The sequence below is a fragment of the Aurantiacibacter marinus genome (assembly GCF_001021555.1).
GTDB classification, from domain to species: Bacteria; Pseudomonadota; Alphaproteobacteria; order Sphingomonadales; family Sphingomonadaceae; genus Alteraurantiacibacter; species Alteraurantiacibacter marinus.
This window is the reverse complement of the sequence record NZ_LDCP01000001.1, coordinates 506,137-532,334: the sequence shown is the minus strand read 5'-3', so window position 1 is coordinate 532,334 and position 26,198 is coordinate 506,137. Positions and strand designations below refer to the sequence as shown.

Here is a 26,198-nt window from a genome sequence, read left to right as displayed (position 1 = left end):
GGGCCTAGCCCCGCAAGTCCGGCGGGGTTGCTTCTTCGGTCAGCATGGCGATGGCATCATCGAGGCTCATCACCCGCTGGTCCTTTTCGCCGAGGGTTCGCACCGCGACCGTGCCCTCTTCCGCCTCACGCATACCGATCACCAGCAGATGCGGCACCTTCGCCAGTGAATGTTCGCGCACCTTGTAATTGATCTTCTCGTTGCGGAAATCGCTGTCCACGCGAATGCCTGCTGCTTCCAGCCGCGCGATTGCGCCCTTGGCGTAATCATCCGCATCCGAAACGATGGTTGCGACCACGGCCTGAACAGGGGCTAGCCACACCGGCAGGCGGCCCGCAAAATGCTCGATCAGAATGCCGATAAAGCGTTCATACGATCCGAAAATCGCGCGGTGCAGCATGACCGGGCGATGCTTGTCGCCGTCTTCTCCGATATAGCTTGCATCAAGACGTTCGGGCAGCACACGGTCACCCTGGATCGTGCCGACCTGCCATGTCCGGCCAATCGCATCGGTCAGATGCCATTCCAGCTTGGGCGCATAAAACGCGCCTTCACCGGGCAGTTCTTCCCAGCCGTATTCGGCGTTGTCCATGTCGGCCTCTGCCACGGCATCACGGAGCTCCTGCTCGGCCTTGTCCCAATCCGCATCGGAACCGAAGCGCTGGTCCGGGCGCAGCGCCAGTTTGACGTGATAGGTGAAGCCAAAATCGGAATAGACCTCATCCGCCAGCTTGCAGAAAGCGCGCACTTCATCGACGACTTGCGCCTCTGTGCAGAAGATATGCGCATCGTCCTGCGTAAACTGGCGCACCCGCATTAACCCGTGCAGCGCGCCGTGCGGTTCATTGCGGTGGCAGCAACCCATCTCGCCCAGCCGGATCGGGAGATCGCGGTAGCTGGTGATGCCCTGTTTGAAGACCAGCACGTGCGCCGGGCAGTTCATCGGCTTGATCGCCATCCACTGGGAATCGTCGGCAACGGCAGGGGAGGATTCGCCGCTTTCCGCATCAACTTCCGGCACAATGTCCGGCACGGCGAACATGTTTTCAGCATATTTTCCCCAGTGGCCGGACTGCGTCCATTGGCGGACATCCATCAGCTGCGGCGTCTTGATTTCCTGATATTCCGCCCCGTCCATCTTGCGGCGCATATACGCCTCCAGCTCGCGCCAGATGCGGTATCCTTTGGGATGCCAGAACACGCTGCCGTGCGCCTCTTCCTGAAGATGGAACAGGTCCATCTCCTTGCCCAGCTTGCGGTGATCGCGCTTGCCTGCTTCCTCCAGCCGCATCAGATGCTGGTTCAGCTGTTTCTTGTTGAGCCAGCCGGTGCCGTAAATGCGCGTCAGTTGCGCATTGTTCTGGTCACCGCGCCAGTAAGCGCCCGCAACGCGCATCAGCTTGAACGCGTCAGGGTCCAGCTTGCCGGTGCTGGCCAGATGCGGGCCGCGGCACATATCCAGCCACGCCCCGTCAGAGCCGGGTTCGCCCGACCAATAGACAGTCAGTTCCTCGTTCTCGGGCAGTTCCTTCGCCCATTCAGCCTTGAACGTTTCGCCTTCGGACGACCATTTTTCGATCAGCTGTTCACGCGTCCATGCCTGCCGGATCAGCGGCTTGTCCGCCTTGATGATCTCGCGCATCTTTTCCTCGATGGCGGGCAGGTCTTCGGAACTGAACGGCGCGCGGCTTTCGGGCGCTTTCACGTCGTAATAAAAGCCATCATCGGTGGCGGGGCCGAAAGTGATCTGGGTGCCGGGATACAGCGCCTGCACCGCTTCTGCCAACACATGGGCGAAGTCATGGCGAGCAAGTTCCAGCGCGTCTTCCTCATCACGGCTGGTGATCAGCGCCAGTTCCGCATCGCCGTCAAACGGGCGATTGATGTCGCGCACTTCGCCGTTCACGCGTGCAGCGATGGCGGCCTTGGCAAGGCCGGGGCCGATGGCGGCGGCAACATCGCCGGGTGTGCTGCCGGGTTCCATTTCACGCACGGATCCATCGGGCAGGCTGATTTTGAGAAGTTCGGTCATGGAGTGCCACCTAATGCCTAGGTGCGGGCACGCCAAGTGGGGATTGCTGCTTGCGGTTATCGACCTGTCGCCAATAGGGTGCACAGATGAGCACGATACGAAAGCACCCCTCACCTCTCGGCACGCCTCTGGCTTTCCGGCACACACCCGGCAGCGGGCCAGCCGTGGTTTTTCTGCCGGGCTATATGTCGGACATGGAAGGCGGCAAGGCGACGGCTGTTTTCAATTGGTGCGCTGCGCATGGCCGTGAGTGTTTGCTGCTCGATTATTCCGGCTGCGGGCAGAGCGGAGGGGATTTTGCCGACGGCTCGCTCAGCATTTGGCGTGACGAGGTGCTGGCCCTGATCGCGGCGCAGGTTTCCAGTGACCGCGTGATCATCATCGGATCCTCGATGGGCGGCTGGCTGATGCTGCTCGTCGGCCTTGCTTTGGCCGATCGGCTGGCCGGGCTGCTCGGCATTGCTGCTGCGCCCGATTTTTCCGAATGGGGCTTTGATGAAAGCCAGAAGGCGCAATTGCGGGATGGCGCGACGATCTATGAGGAAAGCGGCTACGGCTACGACCCCATGCCAACGCACGCCAAATTCTGGCGTGATGCCGAACAGCTAAAGCTGCTGGAGACGCCTATCCCGCTCGGCTGCCGGGTCCGCCTGGTCCACGGGCAAGAGGACCGCGACGTGCCGCCGGAAATTTCGCTGCGCACCGCTGCCGCGCTCACCAGCGAAGACGTGCAGGTCACTCTCATCAAGGGCGGCGACCATCGCCTCTCCCGCGAAAGCGATATCGCGCTGCTGCTTGGTACAATGTCTGCCCTCATCGAAAGCATCAAACCGGTTTCGGATGAAACAAAATAGGTGCATTGCGCAAGACGCAGCGATAGTGAGTGACGGGAACTTCCTGTAGAGGCACTCGCTGGAAGTTGAGAGTGAGGCGTTGAGTCCGTAACGGGCCACGCGGAGGAGAACATACAGGCTATGGCCAGCACCAAGCGCGCATCCGACCCTTTTTCTGATCTGAGCAAGGCGGAAAAGGGCTTCGCGAAAGCCTTAAGTGATCGCATCAGCGATTCGATCCTGCCCGGTGAAACCCCGCTCGATGGAGAGCGGCTGGACCATGCCAGCGCCTTTGTAGTCACCGCCGCGCGCACACGCGAAGATGGTAAGCCATCAATCCTGATCCAGTCAGCTGCCGAAGGGCGGCGCTTCATGCGCATCGCCATCATCAACAAGGATATGCCGTTTCTGGTCGATTCTATCGGCTCGACACTGGCATCGCTGGGTATGACGATAGACGTGCTTGCCCACCCCATCGTGCCCGTGCGGCGCAAGGATGGCGCGCTGGATGAACTTCCCGAAGGTGACGGCACCGGCGAAAAGAAGGAAAGCTGGGTCTATCTCGAAACCGCGCGGATCGATGCCAAGGAACGGCGCGCGCTGGAAAAAGATCTGGAAGCCGCCATCCTCGATGTGCGTGCCGCTGTGGCCGATTGGTCCGCAATGCGCGCCGAAATGGACGACGATGCGGACCGCCTGCCCGATGCCGAAGGTGCAGCGCTGCTGCGCTGGCTGTCTGGGGGGATGATGACCCAATTGGGGCACATCACCCGCAAACGTGACGGCAAGGAATCCGGCAAGCTGGGCATTTGTCGCCGATCCACCCCCGATCTGCTGGCTGACGATGCCTATGATAAAGCCTTCGCCTGGTTTGACGGTGACAGCGGCAAGCCAGGCCATAGCAAATCAGGCCATAGCAAACCGGGCCGTGCGCCGCTGATCCTGAAAGCCAACCGCATTTCCAAGGTGCACCGCCGTGTGCCGCTGGACCTGTTTATCGTGCCCATTGTCGAAAAAGGGCGGGTCGAAGCGCTATCGGTTCACGCCGGCATCTGGACGAGCGCCGCTCTCGTCTCCCCGCCTGACAGCGTGCCCGTGCTGCGCCAGCAATTGGGCGCCATCATGGACCGGCTCGATTTCGAAACCGGCAGCCATGATTACAAATCGCTGGTTCACGCGCTGACCGCGTTGCCGCATGATCTGATCATCAGCTTTTCCGATAGCGACATCACCCGCGTCGCCACATCCATGATGGGTCTGGCAGACCGACCGCGCCCGCGCGCCACACTGGTCACGGCTCCGCTGGGCCGGCACCTGTTCGGCTTCGTCTGGCTGCCACGGGATATGCTGTCCACCACCGTGCGCCTGCAAGTACAGGACTTGCTGGAAACCCGGACCGGTGCCACCACGCTTGATTGGAGCCTGATGGTCGAAGGCGGCAATCTGGCGCTTTTGCGATACGTCATGGATTTCCGCGGCAACCAGTCAGAGCCTGACAACGAAGCCGTGGATGCCGCCTTGCAGACCATGCTGCGCGGCTGGAATGATGCTGTCGAAGAGGCCTTGGCACAAACCGAAGAGCCCAGCCGTGCCGCCGCGCTGACGCTGCGTTATGGCGCGAGTTTCCCGGACTTCTACCGCACCGAATATGGCCCCGCTGAAGCCGCCATCGATATCACGCGACTGCGGCAGCTGGCCTCCCATGCAGAAGAAAGCGGGCAAGGCCGCGATGCACGCCTTTACCGGTCTGATGAAGATGGCAAAGGCCGGATGCGGCTGAAGGTTTATCAACACCACGGCGCGCTGCCCTTGTCAGATGCGGTGCCCGCGCTGGAAAACTTCGGCTTCCGCGTGATGTCCGAAATCCCGACTGAACTTAGCGGGCAGGACAGCGGCACGATCCATGATTTCATTCTGGGCCTGCCTGCCGGGATGGAACCTGATGACTTGCTGGAACGTGCGGCTGTAATCGAAGCCGCCGTCAGCAGCGTGCTGAATGAAAAGGCGGAGGACGATGTCTTCAATCGCCTCGTCATTTCCAGCAGGCTGGACGCGCAGGATGCTGATTGGCTGCGCGCCTTCTATCGCTATTTGCGCCAGTCCAACGTTGCTTTCACCATTTATACCGTGGTTGATGCATTGGCCGGTGCGCCCACCGTGACGCGCGGGCTGATTGGTCTGTTCCGCACCTTGCACGATCCTGAATTCACGGGTGACCGTGCGAAAGCCGCCGCCAAGGCCGAAGAAGATATCCGCGCCGCTCTCGTGGCGGTTGTAGCGATCAATGATGATCGCCTGCTGCGCCGTTATTGGGATATTATCCGCGCCATCCTTCGCACAAACGCCTTTTCCCCCGCCGCCAGCGAAGCCCTGGCGTTCAAGCTGGATTCCTCGCTTATTCCCGGGCTGCCCAAGCCGGTGCCTTGGCGCGAAATCTTCGTGTATTCGCGCCGTGTGGAAGGCATTCATTTGCGCGCTGGCCCGGTCGCACGCGGCGGCCTGCGCTGGTCTGACAGGCGCGACGATTTCCGCACCGAAGTGCTGGGTCTGATGAAGGCGCAGAAAGTGAAGAACGCCGTGATCGTGCCGACCGGCGCGAAAGGCGGCTTCTATCCCAAGCGCCTGCCCAATCCCGCTGTCGACCGCGACGCTTGGTTCGCGGAAGGCAAGGAAGCCTACAAGCTGTTCATTCGCACGATGCTGTCGATCACCGACAATATCGTGGATGACAAAGTCGTGCATCCGGCGGATGTCGTAATTCGTGACAGCGAAGACCCGTATTTCGTGGTCGCCGCCGACAAGGGCACCTCGACCTTCTCCGACACCGCAAACGCCATCGCGCTGGAACGTGATTTCTGGCTCGGCGATGCTTTCGCCAGCGGCGGCTCTGTCGGTTATGATCACAAGGCCATGGGCATCACAGCGCGCGGCGGCTGGGTCTGCGTGCAGCGCCATTTCCTCGAAATGGGCGTGGATATTCAGAAAGACCCGGTCACCGTGATTGGCTGCGGTGATATGTCAGGTGACGTGTTCGGCAATGGCATGCTGCTGTCGAAATCAATCAAGCTGATCGCCGCATTCGACCACCGCCACATCTTTATCGATCCTGATCCCGATGCCGCTTCCAGTTGGAAAGAGCGCAAGCGCCTGTTCGACATGGACCGTTCCAACTGGGGCGAATATTCGGAAAAGCTGCTGTCCAAAGGCGGCGGCATCTATCCGCGCAGCCTGAAGCGGATCGAAGTGTCTGCAGCAGCGATGGAAGCCTTGGGCATCGCGGAAAGCGCGTTGAAAGACGGCGCGCTCGATCCGGAAACGCTGATCAGCCACATTCTGAAGGCTCCTGTGGGCCTCATCTGGTTCGGCGGCATCGGCACTTACATCAAGGCCAGTCACGAAAGTCAGATTGATGTCGGAGATCCGGCAAATGACGGGCTTCGCGTCGATGCGGAGCATGTGCGCGCCAAGGTCATCGGCGAAGGCGCCAACCTGGGCGCCACCCAGGCCGGACGCATTGAATTCGCGCTTGGCGGCGGGCGGGTAAACACGGATTTCATCGACAATTCGGCAGGCGTCGATTGTTCGGATAACGAGGTCAATATCAAGATCGCCCTCAGCGCGGCACGCAAGGCCGGGCGCCTGTCCGAAGAGCGCCGCAATGCGCTGCTGAAGGACATGACAGAAGAAGTTGCAGAGCTGGTTCTGGAAGACAATCGCTTGCAGGCGCTTGCTCTTTCCATCGCGGAGCAGGGCGGCAGCCGCACCATCGGAGCACAGGCGCGCCTGATTGAAGTGCTGGAGGAAATTGGCGGCCTGGACCGGGCGAATGAAGGTCTGGGCGATTCTGAAGCGATGGCCCGCCGCGCCGCCGATGGCGCAGGGCTGACCCGGCCTGAACTCGCCGTCCTGCTGTCGCACTCCAAGCTGGTCTTGCAAGACGCGGTCGAGGGCGGAGCGCTGGCAACGGACGAAGCTGCCGATCCGCTGGTTCTGGGTGATTTCCCGCCGCAATTGCAGGAACAGTTCGCTACCCAATTGCTCAGCCACCGCCTTCGCAAGGAAATCGTTGGCACTGTTGTGGCGAACAAGATCGTTAACCGGATGGGAATGCTGCACCCCTTTGAACTGGCAGAGGAAGAAGGCGCCGGGCTGGATGCAGTTGGCACTGCCTTCATTTCTGCCAGCGCGCTGCTGCGGATGGACACAATCTGGCACGTCCTTGATACCGAAGATATGCCCGAATCCGCACGGCTCATGCTGTTCGATCAGGCTGCTCTGGCCCTTCGCGGACATGTGGCAGACCTCCTGCGCGCAGGCGGCGCAAACACCTCTCCGTCGGTTCTACAGACAGAAATCGGCGGCATGGTGGAAGAGCTGATTGATGATGTCGATACGCTACTGGGTGACGAAGCGCGGAGCCATATCGAAGGCATCGCCGCAAGCCTGGTGGAAAAAGGTGCAAATGAAGCCCAGGCCAACATGGTCGCAAGGCTGTTCGCGGTTGACGGGGCCATCGGCCTTGCGCGGCTGGCCAGCGACACCGGTATTGCCCCGGCAGAGCTGGCGAGCGCGTTCATCGAACTTGGCGCATTGCTTGGCATCGACTGGGCACAGTCGCGTGCTTCGGTCATGAGCCCGGCGGACCCGTGGGAACGCCTGCTGGTCGCCGGTCTGGCCCGCGATTTCCAGCAGATGCGGTTCGATTTCCTACGCGGAATGGCCGCCAAACGCGGCAAAAATGCAGACGATCCAGCCGCTCTGATCGCCAATTGGGCGAAGGGCAACACAATGGCCATCGACCAGTTCCGCCGCATGATCGCCCGCGCGCAGGCAGCAGCACCCGTCGCCCCCGCAATGCTTGCGCAAATCGCCAGTCAGGCGCGCAATCTGTTGCAGGGTTGATCGAGTCGCTGCCTTGACGGCTTGCCCGAATTTGCCCACGCCGTGCCCATGACTAGGCATGATGTTGTAATCGTGGGCACAGGCCATGGCGGCGCGCAGGCCGCCATCGCACTGCGCCAACAGGGCTTCGAAGGCTCGATCCTGATGATTGGGCGCGACCGCTTGCCTCCGTATGAACGGCCGCCATTGTCGAAGGAATATCTCGCCGGAGAGAAGCCGCTGGAACGGCTGCTGATCCGGCCAGAGGCATTTTGGGCAGACAAGCAGATCGAGCTAATGCTCGGCGAGTCGGTTACTAAAGTCGATCCGATGGCCCATGAAGTGCAGCTGAGTTCAGGTGAACGGATCGGCTATGAACGGCTGATCTGGTCTGCAGGCGGCGATGCGCGGCGGCTGTCATGCCCCGGCAGCCATCTGGACGGTGTGCATGCGGTGCGCGATATGCGCGATGTTGACCGCTTGCTGGCTGACCTGGCTGCGGGCGCGCAGCGTTTCGTAGTGATCGGCGGCGGTTATATCGGGCTGGAAGCGGCAGCTGTCCTGCGCAAGCTGGGCCGTGATGTCGTTCTGGTCGAAGCTGAAGATCGCGTGCTCAACCGTGTTGCAGGCGAGGACCTGTCGAATTTCTATCAGGCCGAACACCGCAGACACGGGGTCGATCTTCGGCTTGGTGTCGGTGTTGAACGGCTTACCGGCGAAGACCGCGTCACCGGCGTCGTGCTGGCCGATGGCGAGGAAATCGCATGCGATGCGGTCGTCGTCGGGATCGGAATTGTGCCTGCGGTCGGTCCGCTGATCGCTGCCGGTGCAGCTGGCGCGAACGGTGTCGAAGTCTCGGACAATTGCCACACCAGCCTTGAGCAGGTCTATGCGATTGGCGATTGCGCGGCGCATTCCAACCCCTGGGCTGATGGCGCGGTAATCCGGCTGGAAAGCGTGCAAAACGCGCATGATATGGCCACCACCGCTGCCAAGGCCATCTGCGGTGACCCGCAGCCCTACAATGCCTTCCCCTGGTTCTGGTCCAACCAGTATGATCTGCGGCTGCAAACCGCCGGGCTGAGCATGGGCTACGACAAAACCGTATTGCGCGGGGACCCGGCGGAGCGAAGCTTTTCAGTGCTGTATCTGAAGGATGGCAAGGTCATCGCGGTTGATGCCGTGAACCGCACGAAGGATTACGTGCAGGGGCGCAAGCTGGTCGAGGCACGGGTGGAGGTCGATCCGGCCGATCTGGCCGATACCGAAAAACTGCTCAAGGACCTTCGATAGCTTAGGCGCTCAGCCGCGCCCGCGCCCAGCGCGCAGCCTCTGCCACCACTTCATCGGGATCGCCGGTAAGCTGTTCTACTTGAGGCAACAGCGCGGCATTGCCGCTGTTGCCCGCCGCGATCAGGCAATTGCGCACGAACCGGTCCCGGCCGATCCGTTTGATCGGGGAACCGGAGAATTTCGCGCGAAAACCTGTATCATCCAGCGCCAGAAGCTCATCCAGACGCGGCGCAATCAGCTCGGCGCGCGGAGCAAAGGCCAGGTGGCGCGCCGCCACTTCAGCAAACTTGTTCCATGGGCACACGGCCAGACAATCATCGCAGCCGTAGATGCGGTTGCCGATGGCTTCGCGAAATTCCTCCGGGATGGGTCCCTTGTGCTCAATGGTAAGATAGGAAATGCAGCGCCTTGCATCCAGCCGGTAGGCTTCAGGAAAAGCGTCAGTCGGGCAGGCATCCTGACATGCGTTGCATGATCCGCATCTGTCGGTGTGAGGCGTGTCCGGCGTAAGCTCTAACGTGGTGTAGATCGCCCCCAGAAACATCCAGCTGCCATGATCTGTGCTGACCAGATTGGTGTGCTTGCCTTGCCAGCCGATCCCCGCCACTTCGCCCAGCGGCTTTTCCATAACGGGCGCAGTATCGACAAACACCTTGAGCTGCGTTTCGGGGATTTCGGCGCACATCCAGCGAGCCAGCGCCTTCAGCGCCTTTTTCAGCACATCGTGATAGTCGCGTCCTTGCGCATAGACGGAAATGCGCGCCGCCTCCGCATCGCCCTCCAGCGCCAGCGGATCGACGTCGGGCGCGTAACTCATGCCGAGCGCGATCACGCTGCGCGTCTCTGGCCACATGCTTTGCGGACCCTGCCGTACATCGGCGCGGTCTTCCATCCAGCCCATTTCGCCGTGGAAGCCTTCGTCCAGCCATTCATGCAGCCGCCGCGTGCGCAGCGGATCATCCTGCGCCGGCGCAATACCCACAGCCACAAAGCCCAGTTCACGCGCCTTCGCCTTGAGGCGGTGCTCAATTGACATAGTCTCTGGGTTATTAACCATAATGCGGGTGTGTCCCGTTCATTCCTGCGCTGTAGCGGCTACACTATGGATATGGCGACAAGTGATTTTTCTCCCGCACACAATATGACACGTCCGCTCGCGATTGAAGCGCGCGGGCTGGTAAAGCGGTTCGACAATACGCTGGCGGTGGACGGGGTGGATATCTCCATTCCCGAAGGCGCGATTTATGGTATTCTTGGCCCCAACGGCGCGGGCAAGACCACAACCATCCGCATGCTGCTGGGGATTATCGATCCCGACGAAGGCTATCGCCGCGTGCTGGGGTCGGACAATCCGCAGGATGTCGCGCGCCGTCTCGGCTATCTGCCGGAAGAACGCGGCCTGTATCCATCCATGAAAAGCTACGAAGCGATTGCCTTTATGGGCGCGCTGCGCGGTGTGCCGCTGCCCGAAGGGCGCGCGCGGGCGAAAGTGCTGCTGGAAAATCACGGCCTAGGCCATGCGATAGACAAGCAGATCCGCCAATTGTCCAAAGGCATGGCGCAAACCGTGCAATTGCTGGGCACATTGGTGCATGAGCCGAAACTGGTGGTGTTCGATGAACCCTTCAGCGGGCTGGACGCGATCAATCAGGGCAAGCTGGAAGTTCTGATCCGGGGGCTGGCCGACAAAGGCACCACGGTAATCTTCTCCACCCACGTTATCGCCCATGCAGAACGCCTGTGCGAAGGCATTGCCATTATTGCAGGCGGAAAAGTGCCGTTTGCAGGCCGCGTGGATGAAGCGCGGGACCGCATTCCTGCACAAGTCCGGCTGGAAACGCGCAATTCAGACGGTCCGTGGCGCGCAGCGATGCCGCAGGATGCCCGCCGGGTGGGCGATTTCTGGAACTTCCCGCTGCCCGAAAGCGGAGTTGAGCCGCTGCTTAAGGCATTGATCGAGGGGGAGGCCGGTATCTTGTCGCTCAGTATTGAACGCGCCGGCCTGCATGATGCCTTCGTCGCCATCGCAGGCGAGGCCGCAGCACGCGACATGGTCACGCAAGCGCCAGGAGAACCGGCATGAGCAACCATGCAATCAGGGATGGCGGACGCTTGTCCGCGTGGCGTGCCGCCTGGGTGATCGCCCGGCGCGATTTCACCGCAATACTGTTCAGCCGCAGCTTCATCTTCTTCCTGCTCGGCCCGCTGTTTCCGGTGGTGGTGATGGGCCTTGCCGGAGGTGTCGGCGCGCAGGTGCAAAGCGAGGCTTCCGTTGCCGATGTCGGTATCGCAATGCAGACGCAGGACGTTGACGCGATGCTGGCCGCCCACAGCGAACTTGCCATGCAAGTGCCCGGATCAGTGCCGCCGATGGTCGCATTGAAGCGGCTGGCGCCGGGTGAAACATTCGATGCCCGCAGCGTATTGGAAGAAGGCGAAGGCAGCTTGGCCGCCATCGTTACCGGCACTCTGGATGCGCCTGTATTGACTGCCACCGAAGGGCGCGTGGCCCGCTGGCAAGGCACGATAGGACTGATCGCAGCCCATGCCGCAGATCAGCAGACACGCATCTATCCGCCGGTTGGCACCGAAATTGTCGGCACCAGCGGCGCAGCGGAAAATTCCGGCCGGTTGCGCACTGCACAAGGCGGCCAAGTGCTATTGTTCCTCCTTATCATGCTGCTCGCCAGCATGGTGCTGTCCAACCTGGTGGAGGAAAAGGGCAACAAGATCATTGAAGTCCTTGCTGCTGCCATTCCGATGGATGCGGTATTCATGGGCAAGCTGTTCGCCATGCTTGGCGTGTCGGTAGTCGGCATTGCCGTATGGGGCAGCACTGGTGCGGCAATACTTTACGCAGGCGGGCAATCGCTGTCCGATTTCGCCAATCCCGGTGTCGGCTGGCCGATGTTCTTCGTGCTGTTCGCGCTGTATTTCGCGATGGGTTATTTGCTGCTCGGAAGCATATTCCTCGCTGTCGGTTCGCTCGCTGCAACGGTGCGCGAAGTGCAGACGCTGTCCATGCCTGCCACCATGTTCCAGATCCTGGTGTTCTTTTTCGCCAGCCTCGCTGTAACCGATCGCGGGGGTGTGATCGAATATACTGCCATGGCATTCCCGCTGAGTTCGCCTTTCGCCATGGTGGCGCGGGCAGCGGCAGAGGAATCACTGTGGCCGCATCTGCTGGCTTTGGGCTGGCAGGCGCTGTGGGTGGCGATTTTCATCAAGGGCGGCGCATCGCTGTTTCGCCGCCGGGTGATGCAATCGGGCCCGCGCGGCGCGAAGAAGCGCAGCCTTTTCCAAAGGCTGGGCCGCGCAACTGGATAAGCGGCGGGGGTGTCAGGAACAGTTCAGCGCCTGCATCATAGGTATAATGTTATGACAAATACAAAGACTGACCGCCGATCCGTTCTTGCCCTGCTTGGGGCCGGAGTATCCTTCCCGGTGCTGGCCGCATGCGGCGGCAGCGAAGCGCAAGCGCAGCAGAATTTCCGCGTGTCCTATTCAGAGGCCGAATGGCGTCGCCGCCTGACTGCGCAGGAATTCCGTATCCTGCGCCAAGCGGGTACGGAACGCCCCTTCTCCTCGCCGCTGGACGGTGAGAGCCGCCGGGGCACATTCCATTGCCAGGGCTGCGGCAATCGGTTGTTTTCCAGCGCACACAAATTTGACAGCGGCACCGGCTGGCCCAGTTTCTGGCAACCGATAGACAGCGGCGCAGTTGCATATTCGACCGATCGCCTGCTCGGCTATGCGCGGACGGAAGAACATTGCGCCGATTGCGGCGGGCACCTTGGCCACCGCTTCAACGACGGCCCCCGGCCTACCGGCCATCGCCATTGCATCAACGGCGTGGCGCTGGAATTCCGGCCCGCTTAACGCACCCGGTAGATGCGCAGAGCGCCGTCTGTGAAACCAGCGACTGGCGTCAGCCACACTGGCGGCCCATCACTGGCCAGGATGTTGGCGAAATTGCCTGGATCGGCAGTGCGGTAAAGCGCAAAGTCACTCGCGGAAAAGCATGCCACAACGTAATCAGGATCATAAGCGTCGATGATCGCCCGCGCATCATCCGGCGCTGATGTGAAGGCTTTGATCACGTCTATCATCGGCGTCTGGTTGCGGTGATAGCTGGCTGCGATCACCGTGTGGTCTGTTATGCCGAGGAGCTGCGGCGCATCATCCATCGTGATGAAAACCATCCCGGCGGGCAAGCCGCTCAACTTCTCAAACTCGCATATCTCGCTGGCGATAGGTGCCGCGGCACCGCGCGCCATCGTGGCGGTCGGTAGTAACGGATCGAGCGGCTTTGCCAGCGCAGTCACGAACATCGGCGTCGCCAGCACAAAGCACCCCAGCGTTGCCGCAACACGGGGAAGCATCTCTCCAATCGCTCGCGCTTGCGGCACCAGCAAAGCCAGCAGCACAGCGGCGAAAGGCACGGCCAGCATCTGCGCAAACACACCTGCGCGCATCAGATATAGCGAATAGGCCCATGTGCTCACCGCCAGCACAAACAGCATCAGCCAGCGAACGCCCGCGCCTTCGGCAAAAGCGCCGCCGCGCGCGGCAAGCCAGTAGCCTGCGCCGATCGGGATGATGACCCAGATCAGCATGACTGCAACCGACACCGGCTGCTTCCAGAAGGGCAGGCCTTCGGTGATATAACCATGCCACCATTCCAGCAGCACCGGATCGAGCGCCGCCATCGGATTTGTCGCACATTGGCCGAGCAGGACGAAAGCTGCCGGAAGGCTCGCCAAGGGGATCAGCACAAGCGCAGCCAAGCGCCCGGCTGCATGTTGTTGGTAAGGCAGGAACGGACCGATCCCCGCCATCAAAGTCGCAAGCCCGAAAGCTGTCATGTGTTCTGGCCGAAGCACATCGCACCACGGGCCAAGCAATTCGCTGTAAGGCCGCGTGGCAAGTGACAGGAAAATGCTGAACACCGTCAGCGACAGCAGGAACCACGGCAAGAGCCGCCGCTCCTCTCCCAGATAGCGCAGCCCGTACAGGCCCGCGATGACTGCAATCAACGGCAGCGCCTCCAGCGATATTACCACCCATGCAGCGGCCAGCAGCCCCGCACCGATCGCGCCCAGGCGCCGTTCGGACAGCATCAGCGCCGCGCAGGACAACCCCAACACCGCTTGCGGCGTGTGGTGATCAATCGCGAATGGCGCAAAAATGCCGGGAAGCAACGGAAACAGCGGGAAGATTATGAGGCCGATGCCGTGCGCAGTGCGGGAAAAATTCAGCCGCAGCATGATGGAGCGCAGTGCGAATAATGCGGGCAGCAGCCACAACAGCGGCACCACCGCCATGCCCCAGCGTTCACCTAGCAAAGCGATCGTCAGCGCCAACGGCAAATCGACCAGCCGCGACCAATGCATCGAAAAACCGTCCGGCGGGTTCATCCGGTATTGGGTGACATCCCACCAGCTTTGCCCGGCAAGCAGATCGCGGACCTGCAGCAGGCGCATCCAGTCATCAGCAGAAGATGGTTCCCACCCGAGCAGCGGCTGTATCGCCAGACGCAACGCGCAATACGCCGCCCACACCAGCAAGACTGCCGATGCGGAGCGGAACAATGCGCCCTGTGTTTTCCCTGACCTTGCCATTGGGCGAGGTCTCTAGCGGAAAACAACGCGGCTGCGCAGTAGCCAAGTTACACTAAAGCTGACCGCAATCGCGAAGAGCTTGGCAGTCCGCGGATCGAAGACTGAAACTTCGCCTGCCCAAACGATTCCCGTGGTCAGGCCGAGGCCAGCGAGAGCGAAAATCACAAAGAGCGCTTTTCGCCGGTTCCGTGCTGCACCATGGCTCCCGATGACCTTGTCTGGCGTCATAAGGTCGAGAATGGCGATTTCCTTGGTAGCAGGAGCGACCAGATCGTCATCGTCCATCGACGACAAGCCGTCGCCTTCAAAACAGAAATGTTCAATGCCGACACAGGCACGATTCTGATCGAGCACCATTCCAGGCGACCGCCCGCGCCGTCAGAAGCGAGCTGCTTCCGCTCATACCCCTTGCTGACCTCGCCTTTGGCTTCCCAAATCATGCCCGGGCCAAGGCGCGGATATCGGAATGTCTCGAGCAGGTTCTTGCCGAACTGGTTGGTTGCCTGGTCTTCGAAACTGTTGATGTTGCGATTGGGGAAAGTCTTGGCCCTGGCATAGCTGAGCATGCACATCGCACTGCGCCATATCCCCAGATTGCCAAACCACTCGAACGCACGGAGCGGGTAGGGGCAGAAATTGCCTTCTTGCTGGATAAGGCTCATGCGCGCTCTGAATGAAATCGTCTGGCAACATCGACCGTGATTTCGCGCTGCCTAATCCGCCTAACGAGCAATCTGGAGTTGTTGCGCCAGGCGGGCCAATTCTCCGAACTGGAATGTTTCTTCAAACACCAGTCCGCATGTGCCATCGCGTCGCCAGCGCACTTTGGCATGAGTGTCACGCATTCCGGCGGCGAGCAGTTTTACCCTTTGGTCAATGGCATAGCTGCTGTGGCATGCCACCTTGGCACCTTGCTGCGAAATATCCTGAATTGTCGCATATTCCGCCCTGCCAAGGGTTTCTATCTGGGCGGTCGCGGCCAGATTGATACGAACGGAGCGCTTGGCAAATCGGCTCGGGCATTCGATTATTGCCTTCACGTCAATCGGGCTTTGGAAGCGGAAGCCAGCACGCTCTTCTTCCTGCCACATCATTTCGACATCATAGCGTTCGCCGTTCTGCAATTCGATCACCAACTGCCTGCACCGCGGAATGTGGTGGAAAATGCGTGCGGAAAGGCCGGTGTCCGAAGCATCACGAACAACACAGAGGAATTCGCCGTGTTCCGTGACAAGTTTTGCTGCCCGGATCAGCAGAGAAAAGCGCGGGGCATCGCGCATTTCGGCGACATTTGTCGTGGCGCTGCCAAATCGCCCGGCCGCCGCAGCTGTTGTCATCATCGTCTCTGACGTTTTGCACAAGCCCCGGCCCTCACCGTCTCTCAGCAACATTGTCGTCTTACCACCCATGCGCATACCCTCTTCAAGAATTGCTGTGGGGCACAGATTAGCGGAGGTTGGTTTCCCAAGGTCGCTGCAACATGTTGGTGGTTCCCGGCATAGCTCGGTACGGAAAGTTTTTACCTTCTTGGCTACGTAACGAAGGAACGGGCACTGTCTCTGGCACGTCCAACTTATTGGTCTCACGAGAAAACAGGGCGGCGGATAGGCAGGTCTCATCCTGTGCCGGGCCGTCACATGTTTGAAGTGCCAGTGCGCACTTGGGGGCGATTCGCTGCTCCTGACGAACGCGGCAAAGGCAGGGCATTCGCGTACTGGCCATTTCAAAGGAATGCCGTTCTGCGGACGCCAAGCAAGCGCACCCGGCGCTTCGCTTGGGAGTTTCGATGGAAAGCCGTCCCCCGGACTTTAGGTTTGCGCACCCGGCGCTTCGCTTGGGAGTTTCGATGGAAAGCCGTCCCCCGGACGGCTTTCTCTAATCGAAACTGGTGCGGGCGGCGGGACTCGAACCCGCACGCCTTAAAAGACAGGGGATTTTAAGTCCCCGGCGTCTACCATTCCGCCACGCCCGCACAGCTTTACGCGCCTAGCGGCAGTGACATAGGTTTGCCAATGGTCGGAATACAGCACGCGCCGATAATTTAGGCGCGAGGCAAAGGAGCGATCAGTCGGCGTTAAGCCGTTCGCGCATTTCCTTGCCCGGCTTGAAATAAGGCACGCGCTTGGCCTGCACTTCAACAGTTTCGCCGGTACGCGGATTGCGTCCTGTGCGCGCATCGCGCTGACGTGTGGAAAAGGTGCCGAATCCGCGCAATTCCACCCGGCCGCCTTCGGCCAGCCGTGACGCAATTTCGTCAAAGAAAATGTCGACAACCTGCTCCACTTCTTCGGGACGCAGTTCCGGATTGTCTTCCGACAATGCCTGGAGAAGTTCAGACCTGATCATATATGTTCCCCGATCGGGTTATGGGCGCGACCCGCATTACCGCAACCGCCGAACAGTATCGTCCGGATTGCTTCGCAGATTGCCAGAAACGTCTTGCTGGCGCAATGCAGATCAACATTTATCAATGAATTTGCGAAAGATTTTCTGGGCAAAGCAAAAACCAAGCTGCCGCGGAAGGCCCTCAGGCTTGCTCGATCAGGTCACCAACATCGAGGCCCAGCCGGTTCATCCGTTGCCGGATTGCGGGCCATTCCTCGTGCAGAAACGCATCGCGCTCACTTGCGCGGAGCTTCGCAGCAGCGCCTTCGCGCACGAACATGCCGACACCGCGCTGAACACGAATCAGCCCGTCTGACTGGAATTGCTGATAGGCCTTGGCAACGGTGAGCGGGTTGGCGCCCTGATCCGCAGCAAACGCACGCACCGATGGCAGCATTGCCCCTTCGGCATAGCGGCCATCGATAATGGCAGCTGCAATCTGTTCGCGCAGGCGCAGGTATACGGGGCGGGTATCGACCATGTCGGGTGCATCAGTGCCATAATACAGCGCGTCAGGTCAAGGCTTGCTGAAGCAAAAGAGCGGTTCGCGATACAGTTTCATCGGCAACTGAAACGGCTTCACAATGGTGAAACAATCGTTAGGGTGCCGCCAATTCAGGGATAACCGGCGCGATGCGGCAACGCAGGCAGCACGGAAAGGGAAGCAAGCATTATGGTCGAAGGCACGTTCTTCACATTCGGTTCCGCGTTCGAAATGTGGACCTTCCGGTTCGCGGTGATCGCGCTGGTCAGTTTCTTGATAGGCGGCGTGGTGCTCATCACCCGGCCCCAGGAAGAAGTAATCGGCCACCCCAAGGGACTGTTCCTGCTGTTCATGGCGGAAATGTGGGAGCGGTTCTCATACTACGGTATGCGCGCGCTGCTGATCTTCTACCTCACGCAGCACTGGCTGTTTTCTGACGGTGAAGCTTCGATCATCTACGGTGCTTACACAGCGCTGGTTTACATTACCCCGGTTGTCGGCGGCTATCTGGCTGACCGCTATCTCGGCCAACGCAAGGCAGTGCTGTTTGGCGCCGTCCTGTTGACATTCGGCCACTTCTTCATGGCTTTCGAAGGCGACGCGTCGCTGGGCCAGGACAATCCGATGATCAATGTGTTCTGGCTTGCGCTGGCGCTTATCATCGTGGGTTCGGGTTTCCTGAAAGCCAATATCTCGGTGATCGTCGGCCAGCTGTATTCACGCACGGATATCCGCCGGGATCCGGCCTACACCATCTTCTACATGGGCATTAACGTTGGCGCTGCCACGGCATCCATCATTTGCGGCTATCTCGGTCAGACAGTGGGCTGGGAATATGGCTTTGGTCTTGCCGGTTTCGGCATGTTGATCGGCCTCGTGTTCTTCGTGCTGGGCAAACCGCTGCTGCTGGGCAAAGGCGAATCAAAGCATCCGGAGCGTATTGCTGGCGGTAAGGAGTGGCTCATTTACGGCCTCGGCCTCGCCATGGTGTTGCTGTGCTTTGCGGCGATCCAGTTCCAGCAGCTCGTTGGCTATGTGCTGGGAGCGTTTGGCGGCGGTTTGGTTCTGTTCGTCCTGTTCACCGCAGTCACGAAACTTGCCGCGGAAGAGCGCGACCGCATTTTCGCCGCGATGTTCCTGATCCTTGTGTCGATCGTTTTCTGGGCATTGTTCGAACAGGCAGGCTCCAGTCTGAACCTGTTTACCGATCGCCATGTCGATACGCAGGGCGTCAACGCATCGATGTTCCAGTCCATCAACGCGATTTATATCGTGCTGCTGGCACCGGTGTTCGCGATGTTGTGGCAAGGTCTGGCACGCCGGGGCGCAGAGCCCAGCACGCCGATGAAGTTCGGCCTTGCGGTCATTCAGGTGGGCCTGGGCTTCCTGGTGCTGGTTTGGGGTTCGCAAGGCGCGGGCCTGAATGTCCCGACGCCGGTGATCTTCATCTTCCTTATCTATCTGCTGCACACCACTGGTGAGCTGTGCCTGAGCCCGGTCGGCCTGTCGGCCATGAACCGGCTCGCGCCAGCGCATATGGCCTCGCTCATCATGGGCACATGGTTCTTTGCATCGGCAACGGGTAACTTTGCCGCTGGCCTGATTGCCTCGGCAACCGGCGCAGAAGGCGTGGGCGAGGAAGCAGGAAAGCAGATTGTGCTGGATGTATACTCAACCGTCGGTTGGTATGCCGTCGGCATCGGCGTGATCGTCATGGTCGTCAGTCCGCTGATCAAGAAGTACATGCATCTCGACACGCTGACGGATGACAATGTTGGCGACGACCTGCTTGGTCAGGCCGGTGCTGGCCTGGAAGCGCAAGAGGCGGGTATTCACCCAGCAACCAAGGGATAATTCGCGCGTGGACCGTCACTTCTTGAAGGGCGGTCCAGGCGGCGCCCTCATTATAATCGCCTCGCTGGCTCTCGCCAGTTGCACCGCAGCTTCGGGATCACAGAGCGTGGCTTCGGCCAATGACACTGCGAGCCAGGCCTATGCGCCTTACGCCTCCACCTATGCGCGCTATCCCGGCGTGCCCACCGCCCTGGTTGGCGCGGTCATTTATGATGGCGCTGGCGGCCGGATAGACAATGGCGTGGTGCTGTTTGCGGACGGCGAAGTCGTTGGCATTGGCGGCGCTGATCTCGCCATTCCGGCAGGCTACACACAGATCGACGGTACGGACAAATTCGTCACCCCCGGCATCATCGACATCCACTCTCACCTGGGCAATTATCCGACCCCGTCTGTCGATGCGCACAGCGACGGCAATGAGGCAACCAGCCCGACCACGCCCGAAGTATGGGCCGAACACTCGGTTTGGCCGCAGGACCCCGGTTTCAGTCGCGCGATCGCCAATGGCGGGATCACTTCGCTGCAAATCCTGCCCGGCTCTGCCAACCTTATGGGCGGGCGCACAGTCACTTTAAAGAACGTGCCCAGCCGCACGGTGCAGGGCATGAAATTCCCTGGCGCGCCCTATTCCATGAAAATGGCCTGTGGAGAGAACCCCAAACGCGTTTATGGTGGCAGGGGCCGCATGCCCTCCACCCGCATGGGCAATTTCGCCGTAAACCGCGAAACATGGCTCGAAGCGCAAGCCTATGCCGCCGAAGAAAACCCTGATCGCGATCTTGCGATGGAAACGCTGGCGGGCGTTCTTGCAGGCGAAATCATGATCCAGAACCATTGCTACCGCGCCGATGAAATGGCGCTGGTGATGGATATGGCGGACGAATTCGGCTACCGCGTTGCCGCCTTCCACCACGCGGTGGAAAGCTACAAGATCGCCGATCTGCTGCGCGAAAACGACGTCTGCAGCGCAGTGTGGGCCGACTGGTACGGTTTCAAGATGGAAGCCTATGACGCCATTCCGGAAAACGCCGCGATGATCCACAATGCAGGGGCCTGTGTGGTCATCCACTCCGACGATGAAAACGGCATCCAGCGTCTCAATCAGGAAGCAGCGAAGGCGCAGGCCGATGGCCGCCGTATGGGTATCGAAATTGCCGATGCCGATGTGATCAGCTGGATCACGCTCAACGCCGCACGCGCGATGGGCATTGATGACATGACCGGCAGTCTGGAGGCAGGCAAAATGGCCGATGTAGTGCTGTGGAACGGTGATCCACTCAGCATCTATTCGCGGCCTGAAATGGTCTGGATCGACGGCGCACTGATGTACGATATGAATAATCCCCTGCTGCGACCGGTGAGCGATTTCGAGCTTGGCCAGCCGGGTGAAGGAGATGTGAAATGAAGCGCCTCCTCGCGCTCTCCGCTGCTGCGCTGGTATTGTCAGCCACGCCGCTTGCCGCACAGGATATCGCCATCACCGGCGCGACTGTTGCCACCGGCGACGGCAGTAATCCGATCGAAAACGCCACCGTCGTTGTGCAAGGCGGGCGCGTGGTTGCGGCAGGCGCAGGCGTTGCCGTTCCTGCTGGAATGACCATGCTGGATGGCAGCGGCACCTGGGTGACGCCCGGCATCTTTGCCTCGATCACCAATCTTGGCCTGGTCGATGTTGATGCAGTTTCGGAAAGCAACGATGCGTCGGCAGGCGATTCGCCGTTTAATGCCGCACTCGATGTTGCCCCCGTCATCAATCCGGCTGCGCAGGACTTCGCCTACAGCCGTGCTGGCGGTGTGACCCGTGCAACGGTGACGCCGGTTGCAGGGGCGTCCATCTTTGCCGGCCAAGGCGCCGTCATAGACCTTGGTGCCGATTTTGACGCAGTCACACAGCCGCGCGCATTCCAGTTTGTAGAAATGGGCGAACGCGGTGCCCGGCTTGCGGGTGGCAGCCGGACTTCGGTCTATGCCCTGTTCCTGAATGCTTTGCGTGAAGCGGGCAATTATGGCGACGATGCGCAGCTGCGCACTATCGGCCGCAGTGGCAGCGTTGGTATGGGAGACGATATTGCGGTGGACTCGCGCCTGCTGGGGCGGGCCGAACGGGAAGGCGATGTGCTGCTGACCCGTTTCGATGCCGCCGCTCTGGTTCCTGTGGTTCGCGGCGAACAGAAGCTGTATGTTTCGGTCCACAGAGCGAGCGACATTCTCTCCGTACTGGCGCTCCGCAACGATTTTCCCCGGCTCAATCTGGTGCTGGTCGGCGTGAGCGAAGGCTGGATGGTGGCAAACCAGATCGCCGCGGCAGGCGTGCCCGTCATTACGGGTGCCTTGACCGACCTGCCTGCGAGTTTCGAACAACTCGCCGCGACGCAAAGCAATGTCGGACGGATGGTCGATGCGGGCGTTGCCGTGGCCATCGGCGGGTACGAAAGCAGCGGCGATCATCCGCGCAATTTGCCGCAGCAGGCAGGCAACATGGTGGCGCTTAACCGTATTCCCGGGGCGACCGGCCTGACGTGGGGTGAAGCCTTCGCGGCGATCACTTCCGTGCCTGCAAGCATTGGCGGGCTGGGTGGCCGCGCAGGCGTGCTCGCACCTGGCGCGCATGGCGATCTTGTAATCTGGGATGGTGACCCGCTGGAAATCAGCTCCGCACCATTGCGGGTCTTCATCGACGGCATTGAACAACCGCTCAACAACCATCAGACCCGCCTGCGCGAACGCTATCGCACGCTTGATGAAAGCCAGCTTCCACCGGCTTATCGGAGGTAGGGTTTGGACGCGGCCTACACTTCCCTCGCCGCAGCCAGCCTGACCTTTGTCGGCACGCATTTCGCGCTGTCACATCCGCTGCGGGCGCCGCTGGTGCGGATATTCGGCGCAGGCGGCTTCATGGCGGTCTATTCGCTTGTAGCGTTTGCGGCGATGGGCTGGATGGCGCTGGCATTTCGCGCAATAGATGGCGGCATGCTGGGCGGCAGTGGCACACTGGGCTGGGCGATCGCTACACTGCTGACTTTGCCCGCGATGGTCCTCCTGCTGGGGTCTTTTCTCGGCAATCCGGCTCTGCCTGCACCGGGCGCTGAGCAAGCGGCGCTGAAAGAACCATCAGGCGCCTTTCATGTCACTCGCCATCCGATGATGTGGAGCTTTGCCCTGTGGGGCGTGTCTCACATCGTGATGTGGTGGAGCTGGCGCACCAATATCGTCGCGCTTGCCATAATCGTGCTCGCTCTGGTCGGCGCGCATTTGCAGGACCGCAAGAAGGCCGCGCAAATGGGCGATGCGTGGGATCATTGGCAGGCCAATACGACCTTCTGGCCGCGCTGGGGGCAATTGCCTCGCGTAGGGATTGGCCTGTGGTTGGCAGGGATTGCCGGCTGGCTCGCGGCGACCTATGCACACATCCATCTAGGCGATGTGTCCGCCGGGATCTGGCGCTGGATCTAGCCGTCGGGCGCTGCCAGAAACGCAGCGATCCTGTCCTGCACGGCCTCGTGAACCACAAGATCATGGCCCCACCCGGGATAGGTTTCCAGCACCGCATCTTGCTGCACTGAAGCGAGCGCCTGCGCTTGCTCCAACACGATCAGCGTGTCCGCCTCGCCGTGCAGGATCAGGATCGGCTCCTCGATTTCGGGCAGTTTTTCATCATTGGCAAAGCGATCACGCAGAAGCAGGCGCACAGGCAGCCAGCTGACTTTGCGGGCCGCGGTTTCTTCCAAGCTGTCGAACGGGGAAATCAGCACCAGCGCGCGGGCTGTCACTTCAGTTGCCAGCTGTGTGGCAGCGCCGGAGCCGATGGAATTGCCGACCAGCACGATGTCATTGGCCGCAAGCCCCTGCTCTGCCAGCAGGAAGCGCCATGCGCCGCGCGCATCTTCGTATAGGCCGAGTTCCGACGGCGTCCCTTGATTGCCTGAATAGCCCCGATATTCTGCCGCCATGACGCCGTAGCCGAACGCTGCAAGGCGGGCCGTGACGATAGTGGAGGAATGCCAGCTTGCCCCATTGCCGTGGAAGAACAGCAGCGTGGGCATCCCCTCATTTGCGGGGAGATAACCCGCGGTCAGTTCCAGCCCATCCGGCGTTTCATAGGTGATACGCTCAAAGCCTGCGGGTACTCCCGCAGCGGTCGCTGGCGGGGCGTAGATCAGCCTGTGCTGATTGAAATATACGGCTGCGAGGACGCCAACATAAACAAGCAGCACAATGAGCATGATCTTGCCGATCATATGCAAACTCCGCCGTTGCGCCTTAGCAATCAGGCCCGCGCTTCTTCCACGCCTGCACTGTTGTGGCGAAGCGCCGACAGCACGGTTTCAACGATGTGCGGCGCGTTAAGGCGTGCGGTATCGTACTGCTTCACCGGATCATCATGATCCAGGAAAACATCGGGAAGCCGCATGGTGCGGATCTTCAGCCCGCCCGTCGAACTGTCGGGATCGGTCAGGCCCTCATCGCTCGCCATGGTGAGCACATGCGCACCCAGTCCGCCAATCGATGCCTCTTCCACTGTCACCAGCACATCATGAGTGGCGGCAAGTTTGCGGATGAGGTCTTCATCCAAAGGCTTAGCAAAGCGCATGTCGGCGATGGTAGTTGGCAGGCCCTTGGCCTCCAGCTGATCGGCGGCCTTTTTGGCTTCTTCCAGACGCGCACCGAGCGAAAGGATGGCCACTCTGCCGCCCTCTACATCGCCGCGCACAATCCGGCCCTTGCCGATTTCAAGCTTCTGCAATGTTTCAGGAATCTCCACGCCAACGCCGTTGCCGCGCGGATAGCGGAACGCAATCGGTCCGCTGTCATGTTCGGCGGCGGTGTAGGTCATGTGCGCCAGTTCAGCTTCGTCTGCTGCTGCCATCACCACAAAATTGGGGAGGCTGGCGAGATAGGTAACGTCAAAACTGCCCGCATGGGTTGCGCCATCTGCACCGACAAGTCCTGCACGGTCGATGGCAAAGCGAACCGGGAGGTTCTGGATCGCGACATCATGCACAACCTGATCATAGGCGCGCTGGAGGAAGGTGGAATAGATCGCCGCGAATGGCCGCATGCCCTGCGCTGCAAGTCCGGCAGCGAAGGTTACGCCGTGCTGTTCGGCAATGCCGACATCAAAGGTGCGGGTGGGGTGAGCCTTTGCAAATTTATCGACGCCGGTCCCGCTCGGCATGGCGGCAGTTATGGCGCAAATCCGGTCATCGCTTTCGGCCAGCTTTGCGAGCGTTTCACCGAAGACATTCTGATAGGCGGGAGGGCCAGCCGCGCTTTTGGATTTCTCACCCGTCACCACATCGAATCTGGGAACGCCGTGATATTTGTCCGCGCTGTTTTCAGCTGGTTCGTATCCCTTGCCCTTGGTGGTGACGACGTGGACAAGAATCGGGCCCTGATCGCTGTCGCGCACATTTTCCAGCACGGGAATCAGATGGTCCAGATTGTGTCCGTCGATCGGACCGACATAATAAAAACCCAGCTCTTCAAACAGAGTGCCGCCTGTTACGAGACCGCGCGTATATTCCTCTGCCTTGCCGAGCGAGTTGTGCACCCGCCGGCTGATCTTGTTCGCCACCTTGGATGCAAGCGAGCGCAAGCCGAGATATTCGCTGCTGGACACCATCCGCGCCAAATAGGCGGACAGGCCGCCCACCGGCGGGGCGATGGACATGTCGTTATCATTCAGGATCACGACCAGACGATTGCCCGCATGTTCGGCATTGTTCATGGCTTCATAGGCCATCCCGGCGCTCATCGCGCCGTCCCCGATAACTGCGATGCCTTTGCCCGGCTTGTTGTTCAGCTTGTTCGCCACGGCAAAGCCGATGGCCGCCGAAATCGACGTGGAGCTGTGCGCCGCGCCGAAGGGATCATATTCGCTTTCGCTACGCTTGGTGAAGCCCGAAAGTCCGCCGCCCTGGCGCAGCGTACGGATACGATCGCGGCGTCCGGTCAGGATCTTGTGCGGATAGGCCTGATGACCAACATCCCAGATCAGGCGGTCATCCGGCGTGTTGAAAATGTAATGGATGGCCACCGTCAGCTCGACCACGCCAAGACCGGAACCGAGATGTCCGCCGGTAGAGCCGACGGCATCGATCATTTCGGTGCGCAATTCATCAGAAAGCTGCCGCAATTGCTCGGGCTTGAGCTTGCGCAGATCTTCAGGTGTATCAACAGTATCGAGCAGCGGCGTAGCCGGGCGTAAAGCAGTCATGCAAACAGCTTTACACGGGAAATTCTGGCCTGTCGATGAACGCTTTATCGACAAAACGGCACGGTCTGTCGCCGGCTATCCTGCGCATTCGCGGCAAAGCCCGCGCAGTTCCACCACCGGACGGACATTTGTGTATCCGTGATCCCGGCCCGCCTGCCGCAAGCCTCCCGTTAGCGAATCATCGTCGAAGTGATCGGCCTGTCCGCAATCGTCGCAAATCAGAAAAATGCAGTCGTGGCGGCAACCGGGGTGTGCATTTGCCAGATAGGCGTTGGCACTTTCGATTCGATTGGCAAGGTTGGTGCGCACAAACAGATCGAGAATGCGGTATACGCTGTTGGCTGCAACCCGCTTTCCGCGCGCATTACCCACCTGTTCGGCGATGTCATATGCGGAAGCCGGCCGATCCTGTGCTGCCAATGCGCGGAACACATCCTGCCGCATGGCCGTCCACTGTTCGCCAGCTTCGGAAAGGACCGCGCCGGCTTCTTTGATCAGCTTATCGCCGGAATGTTCGCTGTGATGATGATGCGTTGCCATGGGGCCAACATAGGCATTGGCCCCGTTATGGCAATCTTATGCAGGATCGGGCTTGGAA

At 60.4% G+C, this 26,198-nt stretch carries 20 protein-coding genes, 1 tRNA gene and 1 pseudogene; 10 read left to right on the top strand and 12 right to left on the bottom strand.

Annotation, left to right across the window (positions count from 1 at the left end; translation table 11 throughout):
• Window positions 1–4: 4 nt before the first annotated feature.
• Window positions 5–2,032, bottom strand: a complete 2,028-nt coding sequence (thrS, locus tag AB731_RS02665) for a threonine--tRNA ligase (RefSeq protein WP_047092529.1) — start codon at window positions 2,030–2,032, stop codon at window positions 5–7.
• Window positions 2,033–2,118: 86 nt separating this feature from the next.
• Between thrS and AB731_RS02660 the strand changes: the two genes are divergently transcribed.
• The 3 genes from AB731_RS02660 (at window position 2,119) to AB731_RS02650 (ending at window position 9,039) form a co-directional block, all read left to right on the top strand.
• Window positions 2,119–2,886: an alpha/beta hydrolase gene (locus tag AB731_RS02660; RefSeq protein WP_047092530.1), complete on the top strand. Its 768-nt coding sequence runs from the start codon at window positions 2,119–2,121 to the stop codon at window positions 2,884–2,886.
• A gap of 120 nt (window positions 2,887–3,006) precedes the next feature.
• Window positions 3,007–7,767 (top strand): NAD-glutamate dehydrogenase domain-containing protein, encoded by a 4,761-nt coding sequence (locus AB731_RS02655; RefSeq protein WP_052768888.1) that lies wholly within the window; start codon window positions 3,007–3,009, stop codon window positions 7,765–7,767.
• A gap of 48 nt (window positions 7,768–7,815) precedes the next feature.
• Entirely contained in the window at window positions 7,816–9,039 is a 1,224-nt protein-coding gene (locus tag AB731_RS02650) for an NAD(P)/FAD-dependent oxidoreductase (protein WP_047092531.1), read from the top strand.
• 1 nt (window position 9,040) lies between these two features.
• Here AB731_RS02650 and queG read toward each other — a convergent pair whose 3' ends face one another.
• Window positions 9,041–10,096, bottom strand: coding sequence for a tRNA epoxyqueuosine(34) reductase QueG (gene queG, locus AB731_RS02645; RefSeq protein ID WP_047092532.1), 1,056 nt, complete (start codon window positions 10,094–10,096; stop codon window positions 9,041–9,043).
• A gap of 84 nt (window positions 10,097–10,180) precedes the next feature.
• Between queG and AB731_RS02640 the strand changes: the two genes are divergently transcribed.
• Genes AB731_RS02640 through msrB form a run of 3 tightly spaced genes read left to right on the top strand, consistent with a single transcriptional unit; the run spans window position 10,181 to window position 12,918 of the window.
• Entirely contained in the window at window positions 10,181–11,122 is a 942-nt protein-coding gene (locus tag AB731_RS02640) for an ABC transporter ATP-binding protein (protein WP_231638814.1), read from the top strand.
• Window positions 11,119–12,366 (top strand): ABC transporter permease, encoded by a 1,248-nt coding sequence (locus tag AB731_RS02635; RefSeq protein ID WP_047092533.1) that lies wholly within the window; start codon window positions 11,119–11,121, stop codon window positions 12,364–12,366. Before AB731_RS02640 ends, AB731_RS02635 begins: the two co-directional genes overlap by 4 nt.
• Before the next feature lie 51 nt (window positions 12,367–12,417).
• Window positions 12,418–12,918 carry a peptide-methionine (R)-S-oxide reductase MsrB gene (msrB, locus tag AB731_RS02630; RefSeq protein ID WP_047092534.1) on the top strand — a complete coding sequence of 167 codons (501 nt, stop codon included), beginning with the start codon at window positions 12,418–12,420 and terminating at the stop codon, window positions 12,916–12,918.
• On the opposite strand, the gene AB731_RS02625 is transcribed toward msrB, so the two are convergent.
• From AB731_RS02625 to AB731_RS02595, 7 genes and pseudogenes are all read right to left on the bottom strand, one after another.
• A complete protein-coding gene (locus AB731_RS02625) occupies window positions 12,915–14,660 on the bottom strand; it encodes a hypothetical protein (protein WP_156167330.1) in 1,746 nt (581 codons plus the stop codon). The genes msrB and AB731_RS02625 overlap by 4 nt on opposite strands.
• 12 nt (window positions 14,661–14,672) lie before the next feature.
• Complete coding sequence (locus AB731_RS14355; protein WP_156172338.1) at window positions 14,673–14,945, bottom strand: GtrA domain-containing protein; 273 nt, start codon at window positions 14,943–14,945, stop codon at window positions 14,673–14,675.
• Between the two features lie 140 nt (window positions 14,946–15,085).
• A pseudogene (locus AB731_RS14395) lies at window positions 15,086–15,353 on the bottom strand (hypothetical protein); the annotation flags it as partial.
• Window positions 15,354–15,382: 29 nt separating this feature from the next.
• Window positions 15,383–16,000 (bottom strand): PilZ domain-containing protein, encoded by a 618-nt coding sequence (locus AB731_RS02610; protein ID WP_082126315.1) that lies wholly within the window; start codon window positions 15,998–16,000, stop codon window positions 15,383–15,385.
• 546 nt (window positions 16,001–16,546) lie between these two features.
• Window positions 16,547–16,632 (bottom strand) — tRNA-Leu (locus tag AB731_RS02605).
• Between the two features lie 92 nt (window positions 16,633–16,724).
• Window positions 16,725–17,006 carry an integration host factor subunit beta gene (locus tag AB731_RS02600; RefSeq protein WP_047092537.1) on the bottom strand — a complete coding sequence of 94 codons (282 nt, stop codon included), beginning with the start codon at window positions 17,004–17,006 and terminating at the stop codon, window positions 16,725–16,727.
• A 181-nt stretch (window positions 17,007–17,187) separates the two neighbouring features.
• Window positions 17,188–17,526 carry a GntR family transcriptional regulator gene (locus AB731_RS02595; RefSeq protein ID WP_047092538.1) on the bottom strand — a complete coding sequence of 113 codons (339 nt, stop codon included), beginning with the start codon at window positions 17,524–17,526 and terminating at the stop codon, window positions 17,188–17,190.
• A 192-nt stretch (window positions 17,527–17,718) separates the two neighbouring features.
• Between AB731_RS02595 and AB731_RS02590 the strand changes: the two genes are divergently transcribed.
• Genes AB731_RS02590 through AB731_RS02575 form a run of 4 tightly spaced genes read left to right on the top strand, consistent with a single transcriptional unit; the run spans window position 17,719 to window position 22,836 of the window.
• The gene (locus AB731_RS02590; protein WP_082126314.1) at window positions 17,719–19,383 is read left to right on the top strand and encodes a peptide MFS transporter; all 1,665 of its coding nucleotides are present in this window, start codon (window positions 17,719–17,721) and stop codon (window positions 19,381–19,383) included.
• 22 nt (window positions 19,384–19,405) lie between these two features.
• The gene (locus AB731_RS02585; protein ID WP_047092539.1) at window positions 19,406–20,788 is read left to right on the top strand and encodes an amidohydrolase; all 1,383 of its coding nucleotides are present in this window, start codon (window positions 19,406–19,408) and stop codon (window positions 20,786–20,788) included.
• Window positions 20,785–22,158 (top strand): amidohydrolase family protein, encoded by a 1,374-nt coding sequence (locus AB731_RS02580; protein ID WP_047092540.1) that lies wholly within the window; start codon window positions 20,785–20,787, stop codon window positions 22,156–22,158. Before AB731_RS02585 ends, AB731_RS02580 begins: the two co-directional genes overlap by 4 nt.
• Before the next feature lie 3 nt (window positions 22,159–22,161).
• Window positions 22,162–22,836 carry an NnrU family protein gene (locus AB731_RS02575; RefSeq protein ID WP_047092541.1) on the top strand — a complete coding sequence of 225 codons (675 nt, stop codon included), beginning with the start codon at window positions 22,162–22,164 and terminating at the stop codon, window positions 22,834–22,836.
• On the opposite strand, the gene AB731_RS02570 is transcribed toward AB731_RS02575, so the two are convergent.
• From AB731_RS02570 to AB731_RS02560, 3 genes are all read right to left on the bottom strand, one after another.
• A complete protein-coding gene (locus AB731_RS02570; RefSeq protein WP_052768892.1) occupies window positions 22,833–23,621 on the bottom strand; it encodes an alpha/beta hydrolase in 789 nt (262 codons plus the stop codon). The two genes, AB731_RS02575 and AB731_RS02570, sit on opposite strands and share 4 nt — an antisense overlap.
• 29 nt (window positions 23,622–23,650) lie before the next feature.
• On the bottom strand, window positions 23,651–25,600 hold the full coding sequence (gene dxs, locus AB731_RS02565; protein ID WP_047092542.1) for a 1-deoxy-D-xylulose-5-phosphate synthase: 1,950 nt from the start codon (window positions 25,598–25,600) through the stop codon (window positions 23,651–23,653).
• Window positions 25,601–25,675: 75 nt separating this feature from the next.
• Entirely contained in the window at window positions 25,676–26,140 is a 465-nt protein-coding gene (locus AB731_RS02560; protein WP_047092543.1) for a Fur family transcriptional regulator, read from the bottom strand.
• Window positions 26,141–26,198: the final 58 nt, after the last annotated feature.